Genomic DNA, 18626 nt, shown 5'->3' with positions numbered 1-18626 from the left:
GTCCCCACCGGTCGCCGCTGCCTGGGGAGTGCGCCATGCGCCGAAAGCTGTTCGTCCCGCTCGCCCTGGCCACGCTGGTCGTCCCGCTCGCTGCCGTGACGGCGCCGGTCCAGGCGGCCCCGACGACGGGGCTGGCCCGCTCGCCCGAGCTCACGGTCACCACCCGGCTGGCCGATCGCCGGTCGTTCGTGATCGGCACCCGGTTCTGGCAGACCGGCGCCGAGGACGGCACCTACCCCGCCACCGGGTTCCACACCCGCGGCGAGATGGGCGGGTTCTGGTCGATGCCGATCAAGCTGCTCGACGGCGTCTGGTTCAAGGCCGGCGGACGATGGCTGCAGGCCCGGGCGTTCACGCAGGGCTGGGGCTACACCCGCATGGACCTCGGCAGCGCGGACGGTGTTCGTATCCGGCGCACCGACGTCGCCCCTGACGGGCTGCGCGCCGGCCTGATCGGCCTCACCCTCAGCTCGCCCCGGCGCACGACACTGAACCTGACGCTCGACGCGCACTCCGAGCTCATGAGCGCCTACCCGTGGGGCGAGACGACGCCGAACCAGAAGACGTTCAACCTGCAGGACACCGGCAGCGTGAGCAACGGCAGGCTCGTCTTTCGCGACCGCGGCACGTCCCCGGGCGCGACCGCCGCCCACGACTACGCCGCCGTCGTGGGCTCGACCCTGACCCCGAACGGCAGCAGCCTCGGCAGGAACCACCGTGGCCCGCAGGACCCGGCCGTGATCTGCCCGGAGTCCGGCGCGAACACCCCGGCGCCGCCGACGACGTGCGACGACACCGCCTACGGCAAGGGCACCGGCGGCCAGCTGCGCTACCGCGTCGACGTGCCGGCCGGCTCGCGTACGGTCTGGTTCGCCGTCTCCGGGTCCGACAAGGGCCTGGGCGAGGCGCAGTCGGCGCAGCGGGCGGCGTTGACCCGTCCGGCCGACCTGCTGCGCACGAAGGTCGCCGAGCGGCTGCGCTACGACAGGCGGACGGCCGTCAGCCTGCCGGACGACCCGCTGCTGGCCCGGTCCATCCGGTGGTCCAAGCAGAACCTGCTCGACTCCCGGCAGCAGGCGCGTGACCTGCAGCTGCGCGTCACCAACGCGGGCACGAAGTACCCGGCGCCGGTGGGCACCCTCGACCGCGCCGACTGGATCGGCGCCGGCTGGCCCGACTACACGTGGATCTTCGCGACCGACGGCGAGTACACGAACTTCGCCGCCGTGGCCGCCGGCCAGTTCGGACCGATCGAACGCCACCTGCGGACGCTGAAGAACATCAGCGAGATCGTGAACAAGCGCAGCGGCAAGGTCGTGCACGAGGTGACGCCCGACGGCAGCGTGTTCTTCGGCGCGAACTCCGACGACGGCAACACCGACGAGACGGTGAAGTTCCCGAGCGCGGTGGCCCTGGTGTGGCGGTGGACGGGCGACAACGAGTTCCGCGACGACATGTACGACTTCGCGATCCGCAACATGAAGTACGCGACCACGGTGCTCGACCAGGACAAGGACGGGTGGCCCGAGGGCGCCGGCAACGTCGAGCTGAAGGGCATGGGCGCCGAGAAGCTCGACAACGCGGTCTACACGATCCGCGGCCTGCTCGACCTGGCCGACATGGCGCGGAGCAAGGGCGACTCCGCGACCGCGTCGTGGGCGACCACGAAGGCGAACGGCCTGCTGAAGCGCTTCGAGTCGACGTGGTGGTACGGCGGGTCGTCCCGCTCGTACGCCGACTCGCTCGAGAACCCCGACAACACCAAGTTGTTCCAGCGGCACTGGATCGGGCTCGTGCCGGCCGAGGCCGAGCTGCCGGCCACGGGCACGACCCCGGCGCGTCCGGTCGCGAGCACGGGACACGGCCGCACCACCCTGAAGCAGCACGAGCGGCCGTGCTTCACCGGCACCAACGGGCTCTACCACACCGGCTACGGCCCGACGTCCGCGTCGGGCGGCAACACCGGGCCGAGCTGCGACACCGTGGTGTCGTCCCTGGCGCCGCTGCCGCAGGTGTTCACGCTGACGACGTCGATCGCCGCGGTCGCCGAGGCGGCGATGGGCCGCACCGCGCAGTCCTACCGCTACAGCGACGACATCGCGCGCACCCAGCTGGACCCGCGGCTGTGGGAGGCGCCCGGCATGATGCCGGAGATCGTCGCGTCCCCGGGGTTCGACGCCAACATCGACCAGCCGTACTACACGCGGTCGATGGGCCTGCAGGCGTGGGGCACGTACGGCGTCCTCTGGCCGACGCTGCACCTCCGGCTCGGCATCTCCCCCGACCTCGGTCGGCGCGCGCTGAGCGTGGTGCCGCAGGGCGCGGGCTCGGTGCGCGACGTCCGTCTCGGCAGCGGTTCGGCCGACGTCGCTGCCACGCGGACGAAGGGGAAGGTGACGACCCGCGTCGTCCGGCACGACCTGCGTACGTCGCTGACGATCGGCGCCGTGATGCCTGCGGGCGCGAAGGCGACCACGGTCACCCTGAACGGCCGGAAGATCGCCGCGACCGTCCGGACGACGGCCCGCGGCACCGAGGTCGTCGTGGCCGCCGGCGGACGGTCGGACGCGACGCTGGTCGTGCGCTACCGGTGACGTAACGTCGCAGGTGTGCCGGAGGGACACACGCTGCATCGTCTGGCACGCGACCAGAACCGCCTGTTCGCCGGCACGGTCGTGACGGCGAGCAGCCCGCAGGGCCGCTTCGCAGCGGGCGCGGCCGAGCTCGACGGGCAGACCATGGTGCGCGCCGAGGCGTACGGCAAGCACCTGCTGCACCACTACGGCAACGGCCGCATCCTGCACGTGCACCTCGGCCTCTACGGCAAGTTCACCACCGGCGCGGGCGAACCGCCGCCGCCGCGGGGCGCGCTGCGGCTGCGGCTGGCCAACGGCGAGGCGTGGACGGACCTGCGCGGCGCCACCGCGTGCGAGCTGGTCACGCCCGACCAGGTCGACGCGCTCCTCGCCCGACTCGGCCCCGACCCGCTGCGGCCCCGCACCGATCCCGGGCCGTATTTGCGCAAGGTCGCGAAAAGTCGTTCACCCATCGGCGGCATGCTGATGGACCAGGCCGTCCTCGCCGGCGTGGGCAACGTCTACCGCGCCGAGGTGCTGTTCCGCGCCCGACTCGACCCGCTGCGTCCCGGACGCGACGTTCCCGCCCGCCTCGCCGAGGAGATGTGGGACGACCTGGTCGTGCTCATGCGCGCCGGCGTCCGCTCGGGACGCATCGTCACCACCCGGCCCGAGGACCGTCCGTCCGGCCGCGTCACCCGCGACAAGGCGCACTACGTCTACCGGCGCACCGGCCTGCCGTGCCGCGTCTGCTCCACGCCGATCGCAGCCTCGGTGCTCGCCACCCGCAACCTGTTCTGGTGCCCGTCCTGCCAGGCGCCGACCGGCTGAGGTCAGGCCAGTCCGCGGACGGTGCGCGCAGGCGGCCGGTCGCCCTTGATGGACGCGACCATCTCGAGGGTCTGCTTGGTCTCGACGACGTTGTGCACGCGGTAGATCACGGCGCCCAGCCACGCGCACACCGCAGTGGTCGCGAGCGTGCCGACGAGGCGTTCGCCGACGGGCAGGCCGCCGAGGGTCTCGCCCACGAAGTCCTTGTTCGACAGCGACACCAGCACCGGCCACCCCGTCGCGACCATCTCCGGCAACCGCCGGGTGACCTCGAGCGAGTGATAGGTGTTCTTGCCGAAGTCGTGGGTCGGGTCGATGATCACGCGCTCCCGGTCGACGCCGAGTTCGACGGCGCGGTCGGCGAGCGCGAGGGTGTGGCGCAGCACGTCGCCCATCACGCCGCCGGTGGCCGGGTCGTAGGCGGTGCGGTGCGGACGGGTGCGCGGCGTCACGCCGCCGACGTGGGTGCACACGATGCCGACGTCGTGGCGCGCCGCGACCTCGGCGAGCAGCGGGTCGTGCCCGCCCCACGCGTCGTTGATCAGGTCTGCGCCCGCGGCGCACACCGCCTCGCCCACCTCGTGCCGCCAGGTGTCGACGCTGATCACCAGCCCGGGATGGGCGGCGCGGACGGCCTCGACGAACGGCACGGTGCGGTCGATCTCCTCGGCCACCCCGACCTCGGTGCCGGGGGCGGCCTTGACCCCGCCGATGTCGACGATGTCGGCACCCTGCCCGACCACCGTGTGCACGCGCTCGAGCGCCTGGTCGAACGCGAACGTGGCGCCCCTGTCGTAGAACGAGTCGGGCGTGCGGTTGACGATGGCCATGATCCCGAACTCGCCGGGACCGTACGTGCGCGGCCCGAGCCTCAGCACGGTGCCACCTCCTTCATGGGCGGACGCTCGGCGACGGGCACCTCGCGCTCGTGCCAGCGTCCGGGCGTGGCGCGGTCGTACTGCGCGAGGGTGACCGCGTCGGCGTATCCGCTGCCGGTGCGGCGGTCGGCGACGGCGAGGATCTCGGCGGCCATGACCCCCAGGTCGTGCACGTTCTGGTGCCGGTGGGCGCGCGAACCCAGGTCGACCTGGGCGATGGCGTCGAGACCGGGGTCGCGCGCGGTGTCGACGAGCGTCGAGAACTCGACGCCGTAGCCGACGGGCACGGACAGCCGGGCGAAGTGGTCGCGCCGGATCGCCCACTCGCCGGCGAGCGGTTGGACGACGGCCGACAGCTGCGGCCACCGGGCGGCGAGCAGCGGACGGGCCACCAGCTCGGTCACCCGTCCGCCCTCGGTCGAGCGGGCGCCGCTGCCGTCGTCGAGCACACGGTCGTAGAAACCCTTCACGAGGCACAGCGCCGGGTCGCGCACGAACGGCGCGACGAGGCCGGTGACGAAGTGCGTGCCCCACTCGGTGAGGTCGGCGTCGACGAACACGAGCACCGACCCGTGCGTGACGAACTGCGACTTCCAGAGCGCCTCGCCCTTGCCGGCGCGAACGCCCAGGTCGGGACGGATGTCGGCGACGGAGTGCACGTCGGCTCCCGCCGCGCGCGCGGCGGCGGCCGTGCCGTCGGACGACAGCGAGTCGATCACGACGACCTCGTCGACGAACCCGGTTTCGCGCAGTTCGGCGCAAATGCGTGCGACGACGTCGCCGACGGTCGCCGCCTCGTTGCGGGCGGGGATGACGACGCTGACCGAGACGTCACCGCGCCGGGCGGGTGTCGCCGGCACGTCGAAGGTGCGCTCGCGGAACCAGCGTCCCGCTTCGGCGTGCACCGGGACGCGCTCAGTCGTCGATCGACAGCGCCGCCATCGGACAGGACGCCACGCCCTCCCGGGCGGCGTCCTCCTGCCCCGCCGGGACCTCCTTGCCCTGGCCGATGGTGCTGTAGCCGTCGTCGTCGAGGGTGAAGATCCCGGGGGCCACGGCCTCGCACTGGGCCATGGCCTCGCAGCGACGGTTGTCGACGCTCACGCGCATTCCGCATACCTCGTCTCGACAGGCGGATGGTGCTCGTGGACCACGGTAGTCAGGCGCTTCCGAGCACCCGCGTGAAGCCCTCGGGCACGAGGACGTCGTCGATGGTCAGCTCCTTGACGGACGCCTTGCCCGACCCGAGCAGGGCCGAGTCGAGGCCCATGCGCAGCAGGTCGAGCACGTTCTCGACGCCCGCCTGGCCGTTCGCGCCGAGACCCCAGAGGTAGGCGCGGCCGATCATGACGGCCTTGGCCCCGAGCGCGAGCGCCTTGAACACGTCGCCGCCACGGCGCACGCCGCCGTCGAGCAGCACCTCGATCCGGTCGCCGACCGCCTCGGCGATCGAGGGCAGCACGCGGATGGTCGCCGGGGTGCCGTCGAGGTTGTTGCCGCCGTGGTTCGACACCGACAGGGCCGTGGCACCCGCGTCGACCGCCCGCTTCGCCTCGTCCACGCGGGTGATGCCCTTGACCATGAACGGGCCTCCCCACAGCTCGCGCGCCCAGGCGACGTCGTCCCAGGTGGGCGGCGGGGTCTGCATCCACTCGCCGTACACGCCGAAGAAGGTGGGGGCGTCCTTGCCGGGGTCCTGCATGTTCGGCACCGTCAGGTCGGGGATCTTCTTGGTCTTGAGGAAGGCGGCCAACCACTTCGGGTGGGTGAGCGCCTCGGGCGCGAACCGCAGCGCCTCCTTGAGGTCGATGCGCTCGGGGATGTGCGGGCTGCCCCAGTCGCGGCCCAGCGAGAACGACCAGTCGAGCGTGGCGATCATGCCGACGGCGCCGGCGGCGCGGGCGCGTTCGATGCGCTGTGCGATCTGCTCCTTGCTGCCCGACCAGTAGAGCTGGAAGAAGGTCTGGGGGTTGGCCTGCACGACCTCCTCGATCGGCTTGGACGCGAACCCGGACAGCCCCATCGCGACGCCGCGGGCGGCGGCGGCGCGGGCCACCGCGACCTCGCCGTCGGGGTGCACGGCCTGCACGCCGGTGGGCGAGATCAGCACGGGCATGGAGACGTCCTGGCCCATGACGTTCACCGCGAGCTCGCGGCTGGACGGCTGGCCCGCGGTGATCGGCTTGAAGCCGAGTTCGCCGAAGGCGTCGAGGTTGTCCTCGATGGTGGTGCCGCGCTCGGAGCCGGCGACGAGCGCGCTGTAGACCGACGGCGGCAGCCGCTTCTTCGCGCGTCGCTGCGCTTCGGCGACGGTCTCGAACCAGGGATTGGCCATGGGAGTGCTCCTCAGGAGGTGGAACGGGCGCGCCTCGGGCGCAGCGGGACGGTCGTGCGGTGCCGCAGGCAGCCGGTGATCACACCGGCGCCGTAGGCGAGGTCGTCGGCCAGCGCGAGCGCGGCGAAGCGGACGGGGTCGAGCCCGGTCGTCCGTCCGCCCGCGCGTCGCCAGGCGACGAGCGGAGGTACGGCGAGCACGGCGATCGCGCCCGCGCGGGTGGCGCGCGGCCGCAGGGCGGCGAGCAGCAGCGGCGCGGCCAGCTGCGTGGCGGCGCGCGCGGTGCCGAGGAACGTCTGGCCGAGCGCGTCGGCCGTCGCGCGCGGCACCCCGCCGGCCGGGACGTCCGCGCGCCGCAGGGCCGTGCGGGTGCGCAGCGCGGCGGTGACCGCCAGTGCGGCGGCCGGCAGTGGACGGCGCAGGAGCGCCGCCGCCACGGCACCGGTGAAGAGCGGGTGCACGACCAGCGGCGCGACGTGCCCCGGATGCCGTTCGGACAGCGGCGCCGCCGAGGTCCCGTACCGGAACCGCCGTGCGGTGAGCCCGCGCCAGGTGCGCGGCTCGTCGTGCGGCACCGTGATCGACGGGTCGTAGCGCACCCGGTGCCCGGCGGCGACGAGCCGCCAGATCAGGTCGACGTCCTCGCCGACGCGCATCGTCGTGTCGAAGACGTGACCGACCCCCGCGACGTCGCGGGCGACCTCGCGCAGGGCCGACGTTCGTGCGACCAGCGCTGCCGTGGGCACGTAGGACACGGTCGTGTACGGCAGCACCCGGGCCGGCAGTGCGCCGAGGTCGAGCGTGCCGCGGCTGCGGGTGTAGCGACCGGCCGCGGAGTCGCCGGCGCGCGGCGCGATCCGGGGTGCGGCGGCGGCGACGGCCTCGTCCGCCAGGTGCGCGGCGAGCGCCTCGAGGGCCGCCCCGTCGGGCTCGGTGTCGCTGTCGACGAACGCGACGAGCGACGTCGTCACCGCCCCGAGGCCGGTGTTGCGCGCCTGCGCGGGCCCGGCGTTCACCAGGTGCCGCAGCGCGTGCGCGCCGTGCTCGCGGGCCACCGCACGGACGGCCGCGGGGTCGGCCGAGCCGTCGTCGACGACCACCACGGGATGGCGGGCACCGAGGGACGCGAGACATCTCGCCAGCGCGGCGGTGCGGTCGCGCACCGGGACGACGACGGTGAGCTCGAGGGCCCCGTCCGGCGGCGGCACCGGGTGGGCGAGCCCGACGTCGGTGAGCCGGCGCGCCAGGCGCCGCTCGACCGGGGTGCGCGCCGGGTGCTCGCGCAGCCGGTCGAGGGCGTCGGCGGCGGCCGCGCTCAGCCGCAGCACCCGGGCGGGCGAACCGCCGAACCACAGCCCGCGGCGCAGCTCGCGCGCGCCGGGGTCGAGCACGATGCAAAACCCGGCCGGCACCAGGTCGTGACGTTTTTGCGCGATCGTGCTCATAATGCGAGCCCGCCGTCGACGGGAACGACCGCGCCGGTGACGGCGGAGGCGGCCGGCCCCGCCAGGAAGGCCAGGACGGCGGCGACCTCGGTCGGGTCGAGCAGGCGCTGCACCGGTTGCTGCGCGGCGAAGGCGTCCCGTGCGGGCAGCCCGTACAGCCGGGCGCTCTCGTCCAGGATGGGCGTCGCCGTCGACCCGGGACTGACGGCGTTGGCGGTGACACCCGAACCACCGAGCTCGGCCGCGAGCGCGCGCACGAAACCGGCCACCCCGGCCTTCGCGGCGCAGTACGCGGCCAGCATCGGCAGGCCGCGGGTGGCGGCGGCCGAGGCGACGGCCAGGAACCGTCCGGAGCGCGGTTCGGGACGGCGCAGCAGCGCCGGCACCGCGGCCCGGGCGAGCGCGAGCACACCGCCGAGGTCGACGTCGAGGACGGCGCGTTCCTGCTCGACCGGCACCTCGTGATGGGGCACTCCCCCGGCGATGACCCCGGCGACCGCGAGGGCGGCGTCGAGACCGCCGAACGTGTCCTCCGCCCGGGCGACCGCGGCCGCCATCGCGTCGGCATCCCTGACGTCGGCCTCGAACGCCACCGCCCCGGTGGCCTCGGCGACGGCGTCCAGCTCGGCGCGGGTGCCCATCGGGTACGGCAGCGCGGCGTCGTCGCGGCAGAGATCGACGGCCAGCACCCGCCATCCGTCCGCGGCCAGCGCGCGCACGGTGGCGGCGCCGATGCCGCGGGCGGCGCCCGTGACCACGGCGACCCGGCTCATGCGCCGTCCCGCCAGGCCGCGACCTGCGCGACGAGCGCGGCGACCAGCGCGTCGTGGACCTGCGCCCCCGAGTCGGCGTTCGCGCCCGTCGGGTCGCCGAGCACACCGTTCGGGCTCACGGCGGCGACCCCGCCCTCGCGCAGCAGCGGCAGCACCTCGGGCAGCGGCCGCACGTCACCCCGCTCGGCGCGTTCGACGTCGACGGCGGCGGGACGCAGGTGCAGCAGCAGCGACGTCTCGGTGTGCCCGGCATGGGGGTCACCCGTCCACCGGGGTTCGTACAGCGCGACGTCGCGACCCTCGTCGCGCAGCGTCGCGACCGCCCGCCGCACCGCCTCGCCGTTGCCCCCGTGGGCGGACACGAACAGCACGTGCGCGAAGGTCTCGCCCGCCGAGCGGCCGAGCTCGACCAGCACGTGTTCGAGCGCGTCCAGGCCGATGGACAGCGTGCCGGCGAACGCCTGGTGCTCGCCGCTCGCGCCGTAGGGCAGCGCCGGCGCGACGAGCACGTCGTGGCGCTGCGTCGCCAGCGCGCGGCACAGCGCCCACGCCAGGTCGGCGTCGGTCGACAGCGGCAGGTGCGGGCCGTGCTGCTCGGTCGACCCCAGCGGCACGGCCAGCGTCGCCCCGGCACCCGCCCGGTCACGGACGTCGGGCCAGCTGAGGTCGGCCAGCAGCGTCATCGCCGCGCGGGCACCAGCGTCAGCGGACTCTCGTCGCACGCCCGGTCGGGACGCCGGGCGGTGAGCGACACCGGCACCGGCTTGCGGGTGGTGCGGTGCGAGTGGTCGAGCGACGGCTTCGGCGCGGCGAGCCGGTCGACCAGCTGCAGCGCCGACGTGCCGTGACCCTTCACGCACTCGGGGTCGGGGCCGTCGAGCGGCAGGCCGGTGAAGAACTTGGCCGCCATGCACCCGCCGCGGCAGGCGTCGAACGCCGAGCACTGCGTGCACGCGCCGCCGGTCTGCGGCTCGCGCAGCGAGAGGAACAGGTCGGAGGTCTGCCACACCCGCTGGAAACCGCCCTCGCCGCGGACGTTGCCGGCCAGGAAGTTGTCGTGGATCGCGAACGGGCACGCGTAGACGTCGCCCACCGGGTCGACGAGGCACACGACCCGTCCGGCGCCGCAGAGATTGAGCCCGGGCAAGGCGTCGCCGAACGCGGCGAGGTGGAAGAACGAGTCGCCGGTGAGCACGTTCTCGCCGTTGGCGACGAGCCAGTCGTAGAGCTGGCGCTGCTGGGCGTCGGTGACGTGCAGGTCGTCCCACACGTCGGCTCCACGGCCCGACGGGCGCAACCGGGTTATGCGCAGTTGCGCGCGAAAGCGGTCGGCGATGGCCTTGAACGCGTCGAGGTGGTCGACGTTCTCCCGGGTCATGACCACCGAGATCTTGAAACCCTCGAAGCCGGCGTCGGCGAGGTGCTGCATGGCGCGCAGGGCGGTGTCGAACGACCCCGGCCCCCGCACCTTGTCGTTCACCTCGGCGGTCGCGCCGTCGAGCGAGATCTGCACGTCGACGTAGTCGCTGGCGGCGAGCCGCCGGGCGACCTCGGGCGTGATCTTGACGCCGTTGGTCGAGAACTTGACTCCCACGTGGTGCTCGGTGGCGTAGTCGACGAGCTCCCAGAAATCGGAGCGGACGGTCGGCTCGCCGCCGCCGATGTTGACGTAGAAGATCTGCATCCGCTCGAACTCGTCGATGAGCGCCTTGCACTCGTCGGTCGAGAGCTCGCGCGGGTCGCGCCGGCCCGAGGACGACAGGCAGTGCACGCACGACAGGTTGCACGCGTAGGTGAGCTCCCACGTGAGGCAGATGGGGGCGTCCAGGCCGTACTGGAACTGCTCGACGAGCGGGGCGACGGTCATGGACGCTCCTTGATCATCTCGGAGGTGGCGAGCGTGTGCAGGGCGGTGCGGTAGGCGGCCAGTTCGATGTCGGTGACGCCGGCCGCCTCGCACGCGTGCCGCGCGGACGCCGACGTGTCGAGCGCGCGCAGCACCGTCAGCAGCTTCGGGTCCTTGAGGAACGACAGCCGCCGGGTGCCGAAGTGGTAGAGCAGGGCGCCGAAGCGCTCGGGCCGGACGGACACCCGGGGGTCGATGCCCCAGGCGCCGTCCAGGTCGAAGCCCGGCTTCAGCTCAGTAGACACCGCACATGCCGTCGATCGAGACCTCTTCGACCAGGGTGGACTCGACCAACTCGTCGGCCTGCTCGACCGGGATGGCCGTCTCGATGACGCCGGCCGTCTCCGTGACGTCGGTGGTGGGGTCGCTCATCGGCTCGCCTTTCGTTCGGAGGGTGGCTTTTCGTCACCGTGTGACGAATACTGCGGAACGTTAGCCACGTCACTGCGCACGCCACAAGGGGTGGGACCGGATCCATGACCGAAACCCACCCGACGGCCAGGTCGGACGGGCCGGCACCCCGCCGCGGGCGCCCGCCGGGCACCAGCCGCGCCGAGCTCGAGGCCATCGCCCTGCGGCTGTTCGCCGAGCACGGGTTCGACGGCACGACGGTCGAGATGATCGCCGCCGAGGCGGGCACGAGCAGGCGGACGTTCTTCCGCTACTTCGACACCAAGACCGGCGTGCTGTGGCGGGCCTTCGACGTCGAGGTCGCCGGACTGCGCGACGCCCTGGACGCGATGCCCGCCGACGTGCCGGTGATGGAGGCCGTCCGCCGGGCGGTGCTCGAGGTCAACCACTACCGCGAGGACGGCGACGCGTCCGCGTCGCCCGACTACGACGGCCTGCGCACCCGCATGCATCTCATCGGCACGACGCCCGAGCTCGCGGCCAGTGCGACCGTGCACTACGACGCGTGGGAGCGGGCGGTCGCCGACTTCGTGGGCCGCCGCCGCGGGTTGCCCACCGACTCGCTGCTGCCGCTCGCGGTCGGACGGGCGACCCTCGCGGTGTGCCGCGCCGCGTTCGACCGATGGGTCGCGGCGGGCACGTCGGCCCAGGACCTGACCGTCTACCTGGACGCCGCCCTGCGCGCGCTGGCCGCCGGGTTCGCGGACGGTCAGCTCGTCGCCGAACCGCGGCCCGGGGCGTAACGAACCGGCCCGCCGCGTCGTTGATCCGTCCGTACGAGGCACCACACGGGGGGTGCACCACGGCAACGACAGCACGACCTGGGAGTGCACCGATGCGACTGATGATCCACACCATCCAGCCCGGCGACGAACTCACCATGATCGGCCCGGACGGCCGGCGCAGCGAGCGGTTCGTGCTCGGCGACCTGCCCGCCCTGCGCTGCGAGCACGTCTGGCTCTACCGCCGCGACGACGCCCCGATCGTGGTCGACCGCAACTACGGCCTCGACTCTAGCTTCGAGCTCCACTCGCGCGCCGCCGCCGCCCAGCAGGTGCCGCACACCCGCTGAGCCGCGGTCAGACGGTTCCGGTCTTCGACGCCACGTAGACCGCCTCCGCGCGGCGGGTGACGCCGAGCTTGCGCATGATGTTGGCGACGTGGAACTTGGCCGTCGACTCCGACACGAACAGTGTGCGCGCGATGCCGCGGTTCGACATGCCCTTCGCGAGCAGGCGCAGCACCTCCATCTCACGCGTGGTCAGGGCGTGGGCGCCCACGTCGCTCGACGCGTTCAGCCCGCGCACCATCGCCGACGCGCTCAGCGAGTCGAAGGCGTTGTGCCCGGCGGCGACGGCCCTGATCGCGCGCAGCAACTCGGTCGTGTCGACGTCCTTCACCACGTAGCCGCGGGCGCCGCGCCGCAACGCGGCGACCACGATGGCGTCCTCGAGCGTCGAGGTCAGCACGAGCACGGCCGGTGCCGGGTCGAGGCCGGTCAGCCGCTCGCAGAGGTCCAGACCCTCGAGGCCCGGCCCCGACGAGAGCTTGAGGTCGAGCAGCACCAGATCGGGACGGCCGGACCGCACGGCGACCAGCGCGTCGTCGGGGGCGCCGGCCTCGCCGACGACCGCGATGTCGGGCTCGCGCTCGAGCACCGAGCGCAGGCCCTGTCGCAGGATCGCGTGGTCGTCGACGAGGACGATGCCGATCGGCCGGGTAGGCCTGTCGGTTCCCGTGTGCGGGTCGGTCTCGTCGTGCGGACGGGCCTCGATCGTGCCGGTCATCGCTGCTCCTCGGGAACGCTCAGGGGTAACCGGACCTCGACGCAGACACCGCCGAGCCGCGCCCGCCGGATCGACAACCGGGCGCCGACGGACGCCGCCCTCGCGGCCATGCCCGCGAGGCCGCAGTGGCCGCCGTCGGCCACGCCGTCGCGTTCGAGCCGCAGCAGCCGGCGCAGTTCGGCGGGATCGCCCACGCCGTCGTCGCCGACCGAGAGCGTGAGCGCCGTGGGGCGGACCGACAGCCGCACCACCGCCTCGTCCGCCTTGGCGTGGCGCCGCACGTTGGCCAGCGCCTCGCCCGAGACGCGGGCGAGCGCGTGCACGACATCGGCGGGCAGCGGGTGCGCGTCCGCCCGTCCCGCGAGGTCGAGGCGCACCGCGGGAGCGCCGGGGTGCTGCGCGATAAGCTCGCGCAGCCGGGCGGGCAGGTCGTCGGCACGCGTCACCGCCACGCGGGTGGACTCGCGCCGGTGCAGCTCGATGATGGTCGAACGGATCTCGTCGTTCGCGTGGGCGAGCAGGTCGCGCACGTCGGCGAGTCGCCGGGCGGTGGCGGTGTCGCCCCGCTCGACCGCCTCGGCGCAGCACGCCGACAGCGCGAACCCGGCCGACAGCACGTCCTGGGCGACCCCGTCGTGCAGCTCGAGCGCGATGCGCCGCCGCTCGGAGTCCAGCACCGTCAACCGCTCGTCACGGTCGATCGGGATCGTCATAAGCGCACGTCCTGCCCACTCGACGGGTCAGCCGGCGGACTGGCCGAAGGAACGGGAATCGGCCAGGTCCGTGGCCCGGACAGTAGGCACCGGGACGTTGCACGAAAGCTGCACGACACATCGCCCACACCGCATCGTCACGGTTCTGCCGCAGAAGCGGAGGCCGAGGACCTGAAGGCCCGCAGCTGCGGTCACTCTCCGAGCGTGCGCAGGTGCTGGTGCTCGTTGACCGAGACGATCCGGGGCGGGCCGGAGCGCGACAACGTGACGATCGAGAACCCGGTGTAGGACACGTTGGCGAACATGATCCGCGGCGCCTCGACGAGTGCCGAGAGATAGGCGTTGATCACCCCGCCGTGGCAGACGATCGCCGCGGTCTCGTCCGCCGCGGTGGCGCGGGCGACGTCACCGACGGAGGCGACGACGAGGTCGCGGAAGGCGAGCAGCTCGGGGTCCGGCGGCCCGTCGACGCGCGCGGTGATCTGCTGCGTCACCGGGTGGTCGGCCTCCTCGGCCGGGATGTACACGCCGTGGCCGAAGTCGAACTCGACCAGCCCGTCGTGGGTCGGAACATCCAACCCGCGCGCGGACGCGAGCGGCGCTGCGGTCTCGACCGCACGCCGCAGCGGGCTCGACCACACGGCGTCGATGCGCTCGTGGGCCAGGGCGTGGGCGAGCGCCTCCGCCTGCCGCACGCCGGTCGGGCTGAGTGCCGGGTCGGGGGCGTCGGACACCACGTCGACGCGTTCGGGCAGAGCATGCCGGACCAGGATCAATCGCACCCCGGGAGGCTACGTGGGGGTGCTGGCACCACCTCCGTACCGGCTGGGCAGCACGCCTGACCGACGCGCCCGCGGGCTCCAGGGTTGTGACACCACCACACGACCCGTCCGACAGCCCGAAGCCAGGAGCCCGCCATGTCCACGTTCGCACCCGCCCTCCAGCCCGTCGGCGAGGCCGACGTCGCCGCGCTCGCCACCGGCGTCACCGGCCGGGTGCTCGTGCCCGGCGACGAGGGGTACGCCGAGGTGGCGCTGCCGTTCAACGTCGCCGCCGCGTCGACCCCCGTCGCGCTCGTCGAGGCCACCGGCGCCGCGGACGTCGCGATCACGATGCGCTTCGCCCGTGACCACGGCGTCGAGGTCGCGGTGCAGGCGACCGGGCACGGCGCCACCCCGTTGACCCGCCCGACCCTGCTCGTCCACACCGGACGCATGAACTCGGTGACCATCGACCCCGAGGCCCGCACCGCCCGCGTCGGCGCCGGCGTGCGCTGGCAGCAGGTGCTCGACGCCGCCGCCGTGCACGGGCTCGCCCCGCTCGCGGGCTCGTCCCCGCTCGTCGGCGTCGTCGGCTACACCACCGGCGGCGGCGTGTCGCCGGTCGGACGGACCTTCGGTTTCGCGGCCGACCACGTGCGCAGCCTGGACGTCGTCACCGGCGACGGCGAGATCCGGCACGCCTCCCCGCTCGAGAACCCGGACCTGTTCTGGGCCCTGCGCGGTGGCAAGGGTGCCGCCGGCATCGTCACCGCGATGGAGTTCGACCTGTTCCCGGTCGCGAGCATCCACGGCGGCTCGCTGCACTTCGCCGCCGAGCACGTGCCGGCGGTCGTCCGCGCCTGGCGCGCCTGGTGCCGGGACCTGCCCGAGCAGGCGTCGACCTCGATCGCGGTCATGCGCATGCCCGACCTGCCGTTCGTCCCCGCCCCGCTCGCCGGCCGCACCACTGTCGCCGTCCGCTTCGCATACGTCGGTGACGCCGCGGAGGGCGAGCGCGTGCTCGCGCCGATGCGCCGCATCGCGCCCGTGGTCTTCGGCGAGATCGGCGAGCTGCCGTTCGCCGCTCTGGCCGCGGTGCACAAGGACCCGGTCGACCCGATGCCCGTGCACGAGCGGGGCCGCCTGCTGCGCGATCTCGACGACGCCGCGATCGACGTCTTCCTCGACCGGGTGGGGCCGCACGCCACGACGCCGCTGGCGATGGTCGAGCTGCGCCTGCTCGGCGGCGCGTTCGCCCGCTCGCCGCGGCACGCCAACGCGGTCAGCCACCGCGACGCCGCGTTCTCGCTGCTCGCGATCGGCGTCCTCGCGCCGCCGATCGCCGAGGCCACCGTGGCCGACGCCGACGCACTCACCGCCGCGATGCAGCCGTGGTCCGTGGGCGGCCTGGCCAACTTCGGCGGCGTGACCGAGGCCGGACGCCCCGAGCTCACCTGGGACCCGGCCACGCTCGAGCGGCTGCGGGCGATCGCTGCCGTCCACGACCCGGCGGGCGTGCTCTCGGTGGCGAAGCAGCTCGGCTGAGCGACGCGCCGAACCGCCGCGGCCGCGACACCCTCCCGTCGCGGTCGCGGCTCGCGCGGCTTAAGGGTTCCCGAAGGGGTGGCCCGCAGGCTCCCGGTGTCCACGAGACCCGGGAGGGACCCATGCCCCGCATCCGCACCGTCGCCCTGATCATCGCCGCCGGAACCGCGTTCACGCTCGGTGCCGGCAGCGTCGGCTATGCCGTGGCCGGCACCGCCACGACCACGAAGACCGTCGCCGCGTGCGCCAACAAGTGGGGCCGGCTGGCCCTGAAGAACTCCGCGGGCAAGTGCCCCAAGGGCTTCACGGCGGTCACGCTGAACAAGCAGGGACCGATCGGCAAGCAGGGTCCCGCAGGCAAGCAGGGCCTGCGCGGCATCCCCGGCCCGGGATCGCAGAACATCTACTTCTCCGCCACCTCGACGGAGGTCTCCCAGGCGATCTCCGTGGGCGAGTTCCTCGTCACCCCGCAGTGCTACATCGACAGCGGGATCGCCTACACGTCGGTGCGGATCGAACCTGCCTCGGCGGCCAAACTGTCCATCAGCGGGACGTCGACTCTCGCCCTGACCGACAGCGGCACGAGTACGTCGATCGTCGACGACTCGGACGCGACGTCGTTGACCTACCAGCTCGGCGCACCCAAGGGGTCCCGGTCGCATCGCTACCTGCAGGGGCTCAACCTCTTCTCCTCGAACGGGGACAGCGCCTTCGCGTCGCTCGAGGTCGTCGGGCAGAGCGTCGCGGGCGACCTGCGGTGCGAGGTCAAGGGCACCGTCATCCCGAACGGATGACGCTCAGGGCCACGGCCGGACGTCGACCTGGCGCGGCCCGCGGCCGCCGGTGACCCGCACCCGGGCGCCGGCGGCCAGCGGGCGCTCGCAGTAGGCCATGAGCAGCACCGCTTCGCCGCCGTCGACCACGCGGATCTCGCCGGGCAACCGTCCGCCGCGGATGTCGCGCACGACGGTGCCGAGCGCTCCGACGAGCGAGGGATCGGCCACACGGGCATCCTGCCACCGGGCCGCCTCACGGTCGGCGACCATGATGGGGGCATGACCACAGAGGCCGCCGACGGCGGTGACGCCGGGCTGACCCCGGCCCGGTTCGCACCCGAGGTGCTGCGGTCGGCCTACGCGTCCTTCCCCACCGGCGTGACCGTCATCGCCGCCGAATTCGCCGACGGGCCGGTCGGCATGGCCGCCAGTTCGTTCACGTCGGTGTCGCTCGACCCGCCGCTGGTGTCGGTGAACATCGCCCGCACGTCCGGTACCTGGGCGACGTTGCGCGACGGCATGCGGCAGGGCGGACGGCTCGGGGTGAGCGTGCTGGCCGACGACCAGCCCGCGCTCGCCCGGCAGTTCGCGGCGCGCGGCATCGACCGGTTCGCCGGCGTGCGCACCACCACCGCCGACGGCGGTGCCGTGCTCGTCGACCACGCCTGCCTGTGGCTCGAGTGCACCGTGTTCGCCGAGTTCGCCGCCGGTGACCACGTGATCACCGTGCTCGAGGTGCACGAGCTCGAGGCGTTCCCCGACCGTCCGCCCCTGGTCTTCCACTCCAGCGAGTTCAGACAGTTGGACTTTCCGACTCGGTGACGGCGGCACGGAAGGCGTCCGACTCGTAGAAGGCGGCGAGACGACGGCGGACGACGGCGTCGAGCGCCCCGCGTTCGTCGAGAGCGGCGATCACCCGCGGGGCGAAGCGCATCGCCTCCTCGACCAGGTCGGCGCGACCGAGACCGAATTCCTCGAGCAGTGCGTCGAGCGGGTAGCCGCCGTACGTGTCGAAGAAGTAGTCGATGCCGACCCCGACCAGTGCGTGCAGGTAGGGGTTCTCGCGCAGCTCGAGCCAGAGTTCGTAACCGATCGCGAGCAGGTCGACGAGATCGTCCTCGGGCACCGAGGCCAGCGCGTCGCCGACGGACCGTTCGGCGAGGTCGTCCCACACGAGCAGCCACGCGGTGACGGTGTCGTCGTCGACCGGTTGCGACACCGCGTCACGCAGCCGGTGCAGCAGGCCGCGCGCGGCCCGTTCGGCGACCTCGCGCGCCGCGCGGTCGGCCTGGCCCACGGCGCCACCGGCGAGACGGTCGCCCACGGCGAGCGCTGCCGAGACGCCGGGCAGCCGCTCGGCGAACCGGCGGTTGGCCGCGACGGTCGAGGTGGTCAGCGAGTGCAGGAAGTCGGCCAGCCACAGCTGCACGCTCGGGGCGTCGGCCAGCGCCGCCGCGAACCGGGCCCGCACCGGCTGCACCTCGGCGAGCTTCGCGAGCAGGGCGCCGACGTGGCGGCGCGGCAGCACGTCGGCGATCGGCGCCTCACCGGCGGGGTGGGCCCGCACCCGCAGCGCGATGTCACCCGCCAGTTCGGGGATGGCGCCCGGCAGCCGGAACCCGGCCACGTACTTGATGGCGACCGTGCGGACGTCCGCACGGTCGACGACGTCGTCGAGGGTCAGCGTCGCGGCCAGCGAGAGGGCGGCGTCGACCTCCTCGGCCACGATCGCCGCGAACCCGTCCCCGCGCAGTTGCTCGACCTGGAACCGGACGTGGGCATCGAGCAGCCGCCGTGCGAGATCGTCGCCGTCGCGGTCCACTCCCCGGACCCTAGTCATCGGGCGAGGGCGGGGGCGCTCCGGACGAATTCCGCGTAACGTCCGTCCG

General features: G+C 73.6%; 22 protein-coding genes. 7 read left to right on the top strand and 15 right to left on the bottom strand.

All coding sequences use genetic code 11. From position 1 onward, the window contains the following. The first annotated feature begins 35 nt into the window (after positions 1-35). Together ACYVP9_RS15850 and ACYVP9_RS15845 are read left to right on the top strand one after the other, a co-directional pair. Positions 36-2594 (top strand): glucosidase family protein, encoded by a 2559-nt coding sequence (locus ACYVP9_RS15850; protein ID WP_460605868.1) that lies wholly within the window; start codon positions 36-38, stop codon positions 2592-2594. Positions 2595-2609: 15 nt separating this feature from the next. Further along, positions 2610-3407, top strand: coding sequence for an Fpg/Nei family DNA glycosylase (locus ACYVP9_RS15845; protein ID WP_460605867.1), 798 nt, complete (start codon positions 2610-2612; stop codon positions 3405-3407). Between the two features lie 2 nt (positions 3408-3409). Here ACYVP9_RS15845 and folP read toward each other — a convergent pair whose 3' ends face one another. Genes folP through mftA form a run of 10 tightly spaced genes read right to left on the bottom strand, consistent with a single transcriptional unit; the run spans position 3410 to position 11116 of the window. Next, positions 3410-4237, bottom strand: coding sequence for a dihydropteroate synthase (gene folP / locus ACYVP9_RS15840; RefSeq protein WP_460605925.1), 828 nt, complete (start codon positions 4235-4237; stop codon positions 3410-3412). Between the two features lie 41 nt (positions 4238-4278). After that, on the bottom strand, positions 4279-5190 hold the full coding sequence (locus ACYVP9_RS15835) for a glucosyl-3-phosphoglycerate synthase (RefSeq protein ID WP_460605866.1): 912 nt from the start codon (positions 5188-5190) through the stop codon (positions 4279-4281). 10 nt (positions 5191-5200) lie between these two features. After that, positions 5201-5389 (bottom strand): ferredoxin, encoded by a 189-nt coding sequence (locus ACYVP9_RS15830; RefSeq protein ID WP_460605865.1) that lies wholly within the window; start codon positions 5387-5389, stop codon positions 5201-5203. Between the two features lie 55 nt (positions 5390-5444). Beyond that, positions 5445-6620: a beta/alpha barrel domain-containing protein gene (mftD, locus tag ACYVP9_RS15825; protein ID WP_460605864.1), complete on the bottom strand. Its 1176-nt coding sequence runs from the start codon at positions 6618-6620 to the stop codon at positions 5445-5447. An 11-nt stretch (positions 6621-6631) separates the two neighbouring features. Next, entirely contained in the window at positions 6632-8065 is a 1434-nt protein-coding gene (gene mftF / locus ACYVP9_RS15820) for a mycofactocin biosynthesis glycosyltransferase MftF (protein ID WP_460605863.1), read from the bottom strand. Continuing rightward, positions 8062-8838, bottom strand: coding sequence for an SDR family oxidoreductase (locus tag ACYVP9_RS15815; protein ID WP_460605862.1), 777 nt, complete (start codon positions 8836-8838; stop codon positions 8062-8064). The genes mftF and ACYVP9_RS15815 overlap by 4 nt, the downstream gene beginning before the upstream one ends. After that, a complete protein-coding gene (mftE, locus tag ACYVP9_RS15810; protein ID WP_460605861.1) occupies positions 8835-9521 on the bottom strand; it encodes a mycofactocin biosynthesis peptidyl-dipeptidase MftE in 687 nt (228 codons plus the stop codon). Before mftE ends, ACYVP9_RS15815 begins: the two co-directional genes overlap by 4 nt. Continuing rightward, positions 9518-10705 (bottom strand): radical SAM/SPASM domain-containing protein, encoded by a 1188-nt coding sequence (mftC, locus tag ACYVP9_RS15805; RefSeq protein ID WP_460605860.1) that lies wholly within the window; start codon positions 10703-10705, stop codon positions 9518-9520. Before mftC ends, mftE begins: the two co-directional genes overlap by 4 nt. Further along, the gene (gene mftB, locus ACYVP9_RS15800) at positions 10702-10989 is read right to left on the bottom strand and encodes a mycofactocin biosynthesis chaperone MftB (RefSeq protein WP_460605859.1); all 288 of its coding nucleotides are present in this window, start codon (positions 10987-10989) and stop codon (positions 10702-10704) included. The genes mftC and mftB overlap by 4 nt, the downstream gene beginning before the upstream one ends. Then, positions 10979-11116, bottom strand: coding sequence for an electron carrier mycofactocin (gene mftA / locus ACYVP9_RS15795; protein ID WP_460605858.1), 138 nt, complete (start codon positions 11114-11116; stop codon positions 10979-10981). Before mftA ends, mftB begins: the two co-directional genes overlap by 11 nt. A 104-nt stretch (positions 11117-11220) precedes the next feature. Here mftA and mftR point away from each other — a divergent pair, with 104 nt between their 5' ends. After that, on the top strand, positions 11221-11898 hold the full coding sequence (gene mftR / locus ACYVP9_RS15790; protein ID WP_460605857.1) for a TetR/AcrR family transcriptional regulator: 678 nt from the start codon (positions 11221-11223) through the stop codon (positions 11896-11898). 92 nt (positions 11899-11990) lie between these two features. Then, the gene (locus ACYVP9_RS15785; RefSeq protein WP_460605856.1) at positions 11991-12227 is read left to right on the top strand and encodes a hypothetical protein; all 237 of its coding nucleotides are present in this window, start codon (positions 11991-11993) and stop codon (positions 12225-12227) included. Positions 12228-12234: 7 nt separating this feature from the next. On the opposite strand, the gene ACYVP9_RS15780 is transcribed toward ACYVP9_RS15785, so the two are convergent. The 3 genes from ACYVP9_RS15780 to ACYVP9_RS15770 form a co-directional block, all read right to left on the bottom strand. Next, positions 12235-12942 carry a transcriptional regulator gene (locus ACYVP9_RS15780; protein WP_460605855.1) on the bottom strand — a complete coding sequence of 236 codons (708 nt, stop codon included), beginning with the start codon at positions 12940-12942 and terminating at the stop codon, positions 12235-12237. Beyond that, positions 12939-13655 carry a sensor histidine kinase gene (locus tag ACYVP9_RS15775; RefSeq protein ID WP_460605854.1) on the bottom strand — a complete coding sequence of 239 codons (717 nt, stop codon included), beginning with the start codon at positions 13653-13655 and terminating at the stop codon, positions 12939-12941. Before ACYVP9_RS15775 ends, ACYVP9_RS15780 begins: the two co-directional genes overlap by 4 nt. A gap of 191 nt (positions 13656-13846) precedes the next feature. Further along, positions 13847-14437, bottom strand: a complete 591-nt coding sequence (locus ACYVP9_RS15770; RefSeq protein WP_460605853.1) for a histidine phosphatase family protein — start codon at positions 14435-14437, stop codon at positions 13847-13849. Positions 14438-14572: 135 nt separating this feature from the next. Here ACYVP9_RS15770 and ACYVP9_RS15765 point away from each other — a divergent pair, with 135 nt between their 5' ends. Together ACYVP9_RS15765 and ACYVP9_RS15760 are read left to right on the top strand one after the other, a co-directional pair. Beyond that, positions 14573-15961 (top strand): FAD-binding oxidoreductase, encoded by a 1389-nt coding sequence (locus ACYVP9_RS15765; protein WP_460605852.1) that lies wholly within the window; start codon positions 14573-14575, stop codon positions 15959-15961. Between the two features lie 122 nt (positions 15962-16083). Next, the gene (locus ACYVP9_RS15760) at positions 16084-16755 is read left to right on the top strand and encodes a hypothetical protein (protein WP_460605851.1); all 672 of its coding nucleotides are present in this window, start codon (positions 16084-16086) and stop codon (positions 16753-16755) included. Positions 16756-16758: 3 nt separating this feature from the next. Here ACYVP9_RS15760 and ACYVP9_RS15755 read toward each other — a convergent pair whose 3' ends face one another. Continuing rightward, a complete protein-coding gene (locus ACYVP9_RS15755) occupies positions 16759-16965 on the bottom strand; it encodes an NfeD family protein (protein WP_460605850.1) in 207 nt (68 codons plus the stop codon). A 51-nt stretch (positions 16966-17016) separates the two neighbouring features. Here ACYVP9_RS15755 and ACYVP9_RS15750 point away from each other — a divergent pair, with 51 nt between their 5' ends. Further along, positions 17017-17559 carry a flavin reductase family protein gene (locus tag ACYVP9_RS15750; RefSeq protein ID WP_460605849.1) on the top strand — a complete coding sequence of 181 codons (543 nt, stop codon included), beginning with the start codon at positions 17017-17019 and terminating at the stop codon, positions 17557-17559. On the opposite strand, the gene ACYVP9_RS15745 is transcribed toward ACYVP9_RS15750, so the two are convergent. After that, positions 17531-18559, bottom strand: coding sequence for a hypothetical protein (locus tag ACYVP9_RS15745; RefSeq protein WP_460605848.1), 1029 nt, complete (start codon positions 18557-18559; stop codon positions 17531-17533). The two genes, ACYVP9_RS15750 and ACYVP9_RS15745, sit on opposite strands and share 29 nt — an antisense overlap. Positions 18560-18626 lie beyond the last annotated feature (67 nt).

This window comes from Jatrophihabitans fulvus (assembly GCF_054781375.1).
This window is presented reverse-complemented; position numbering and strand designations above follow the sequence as displayed.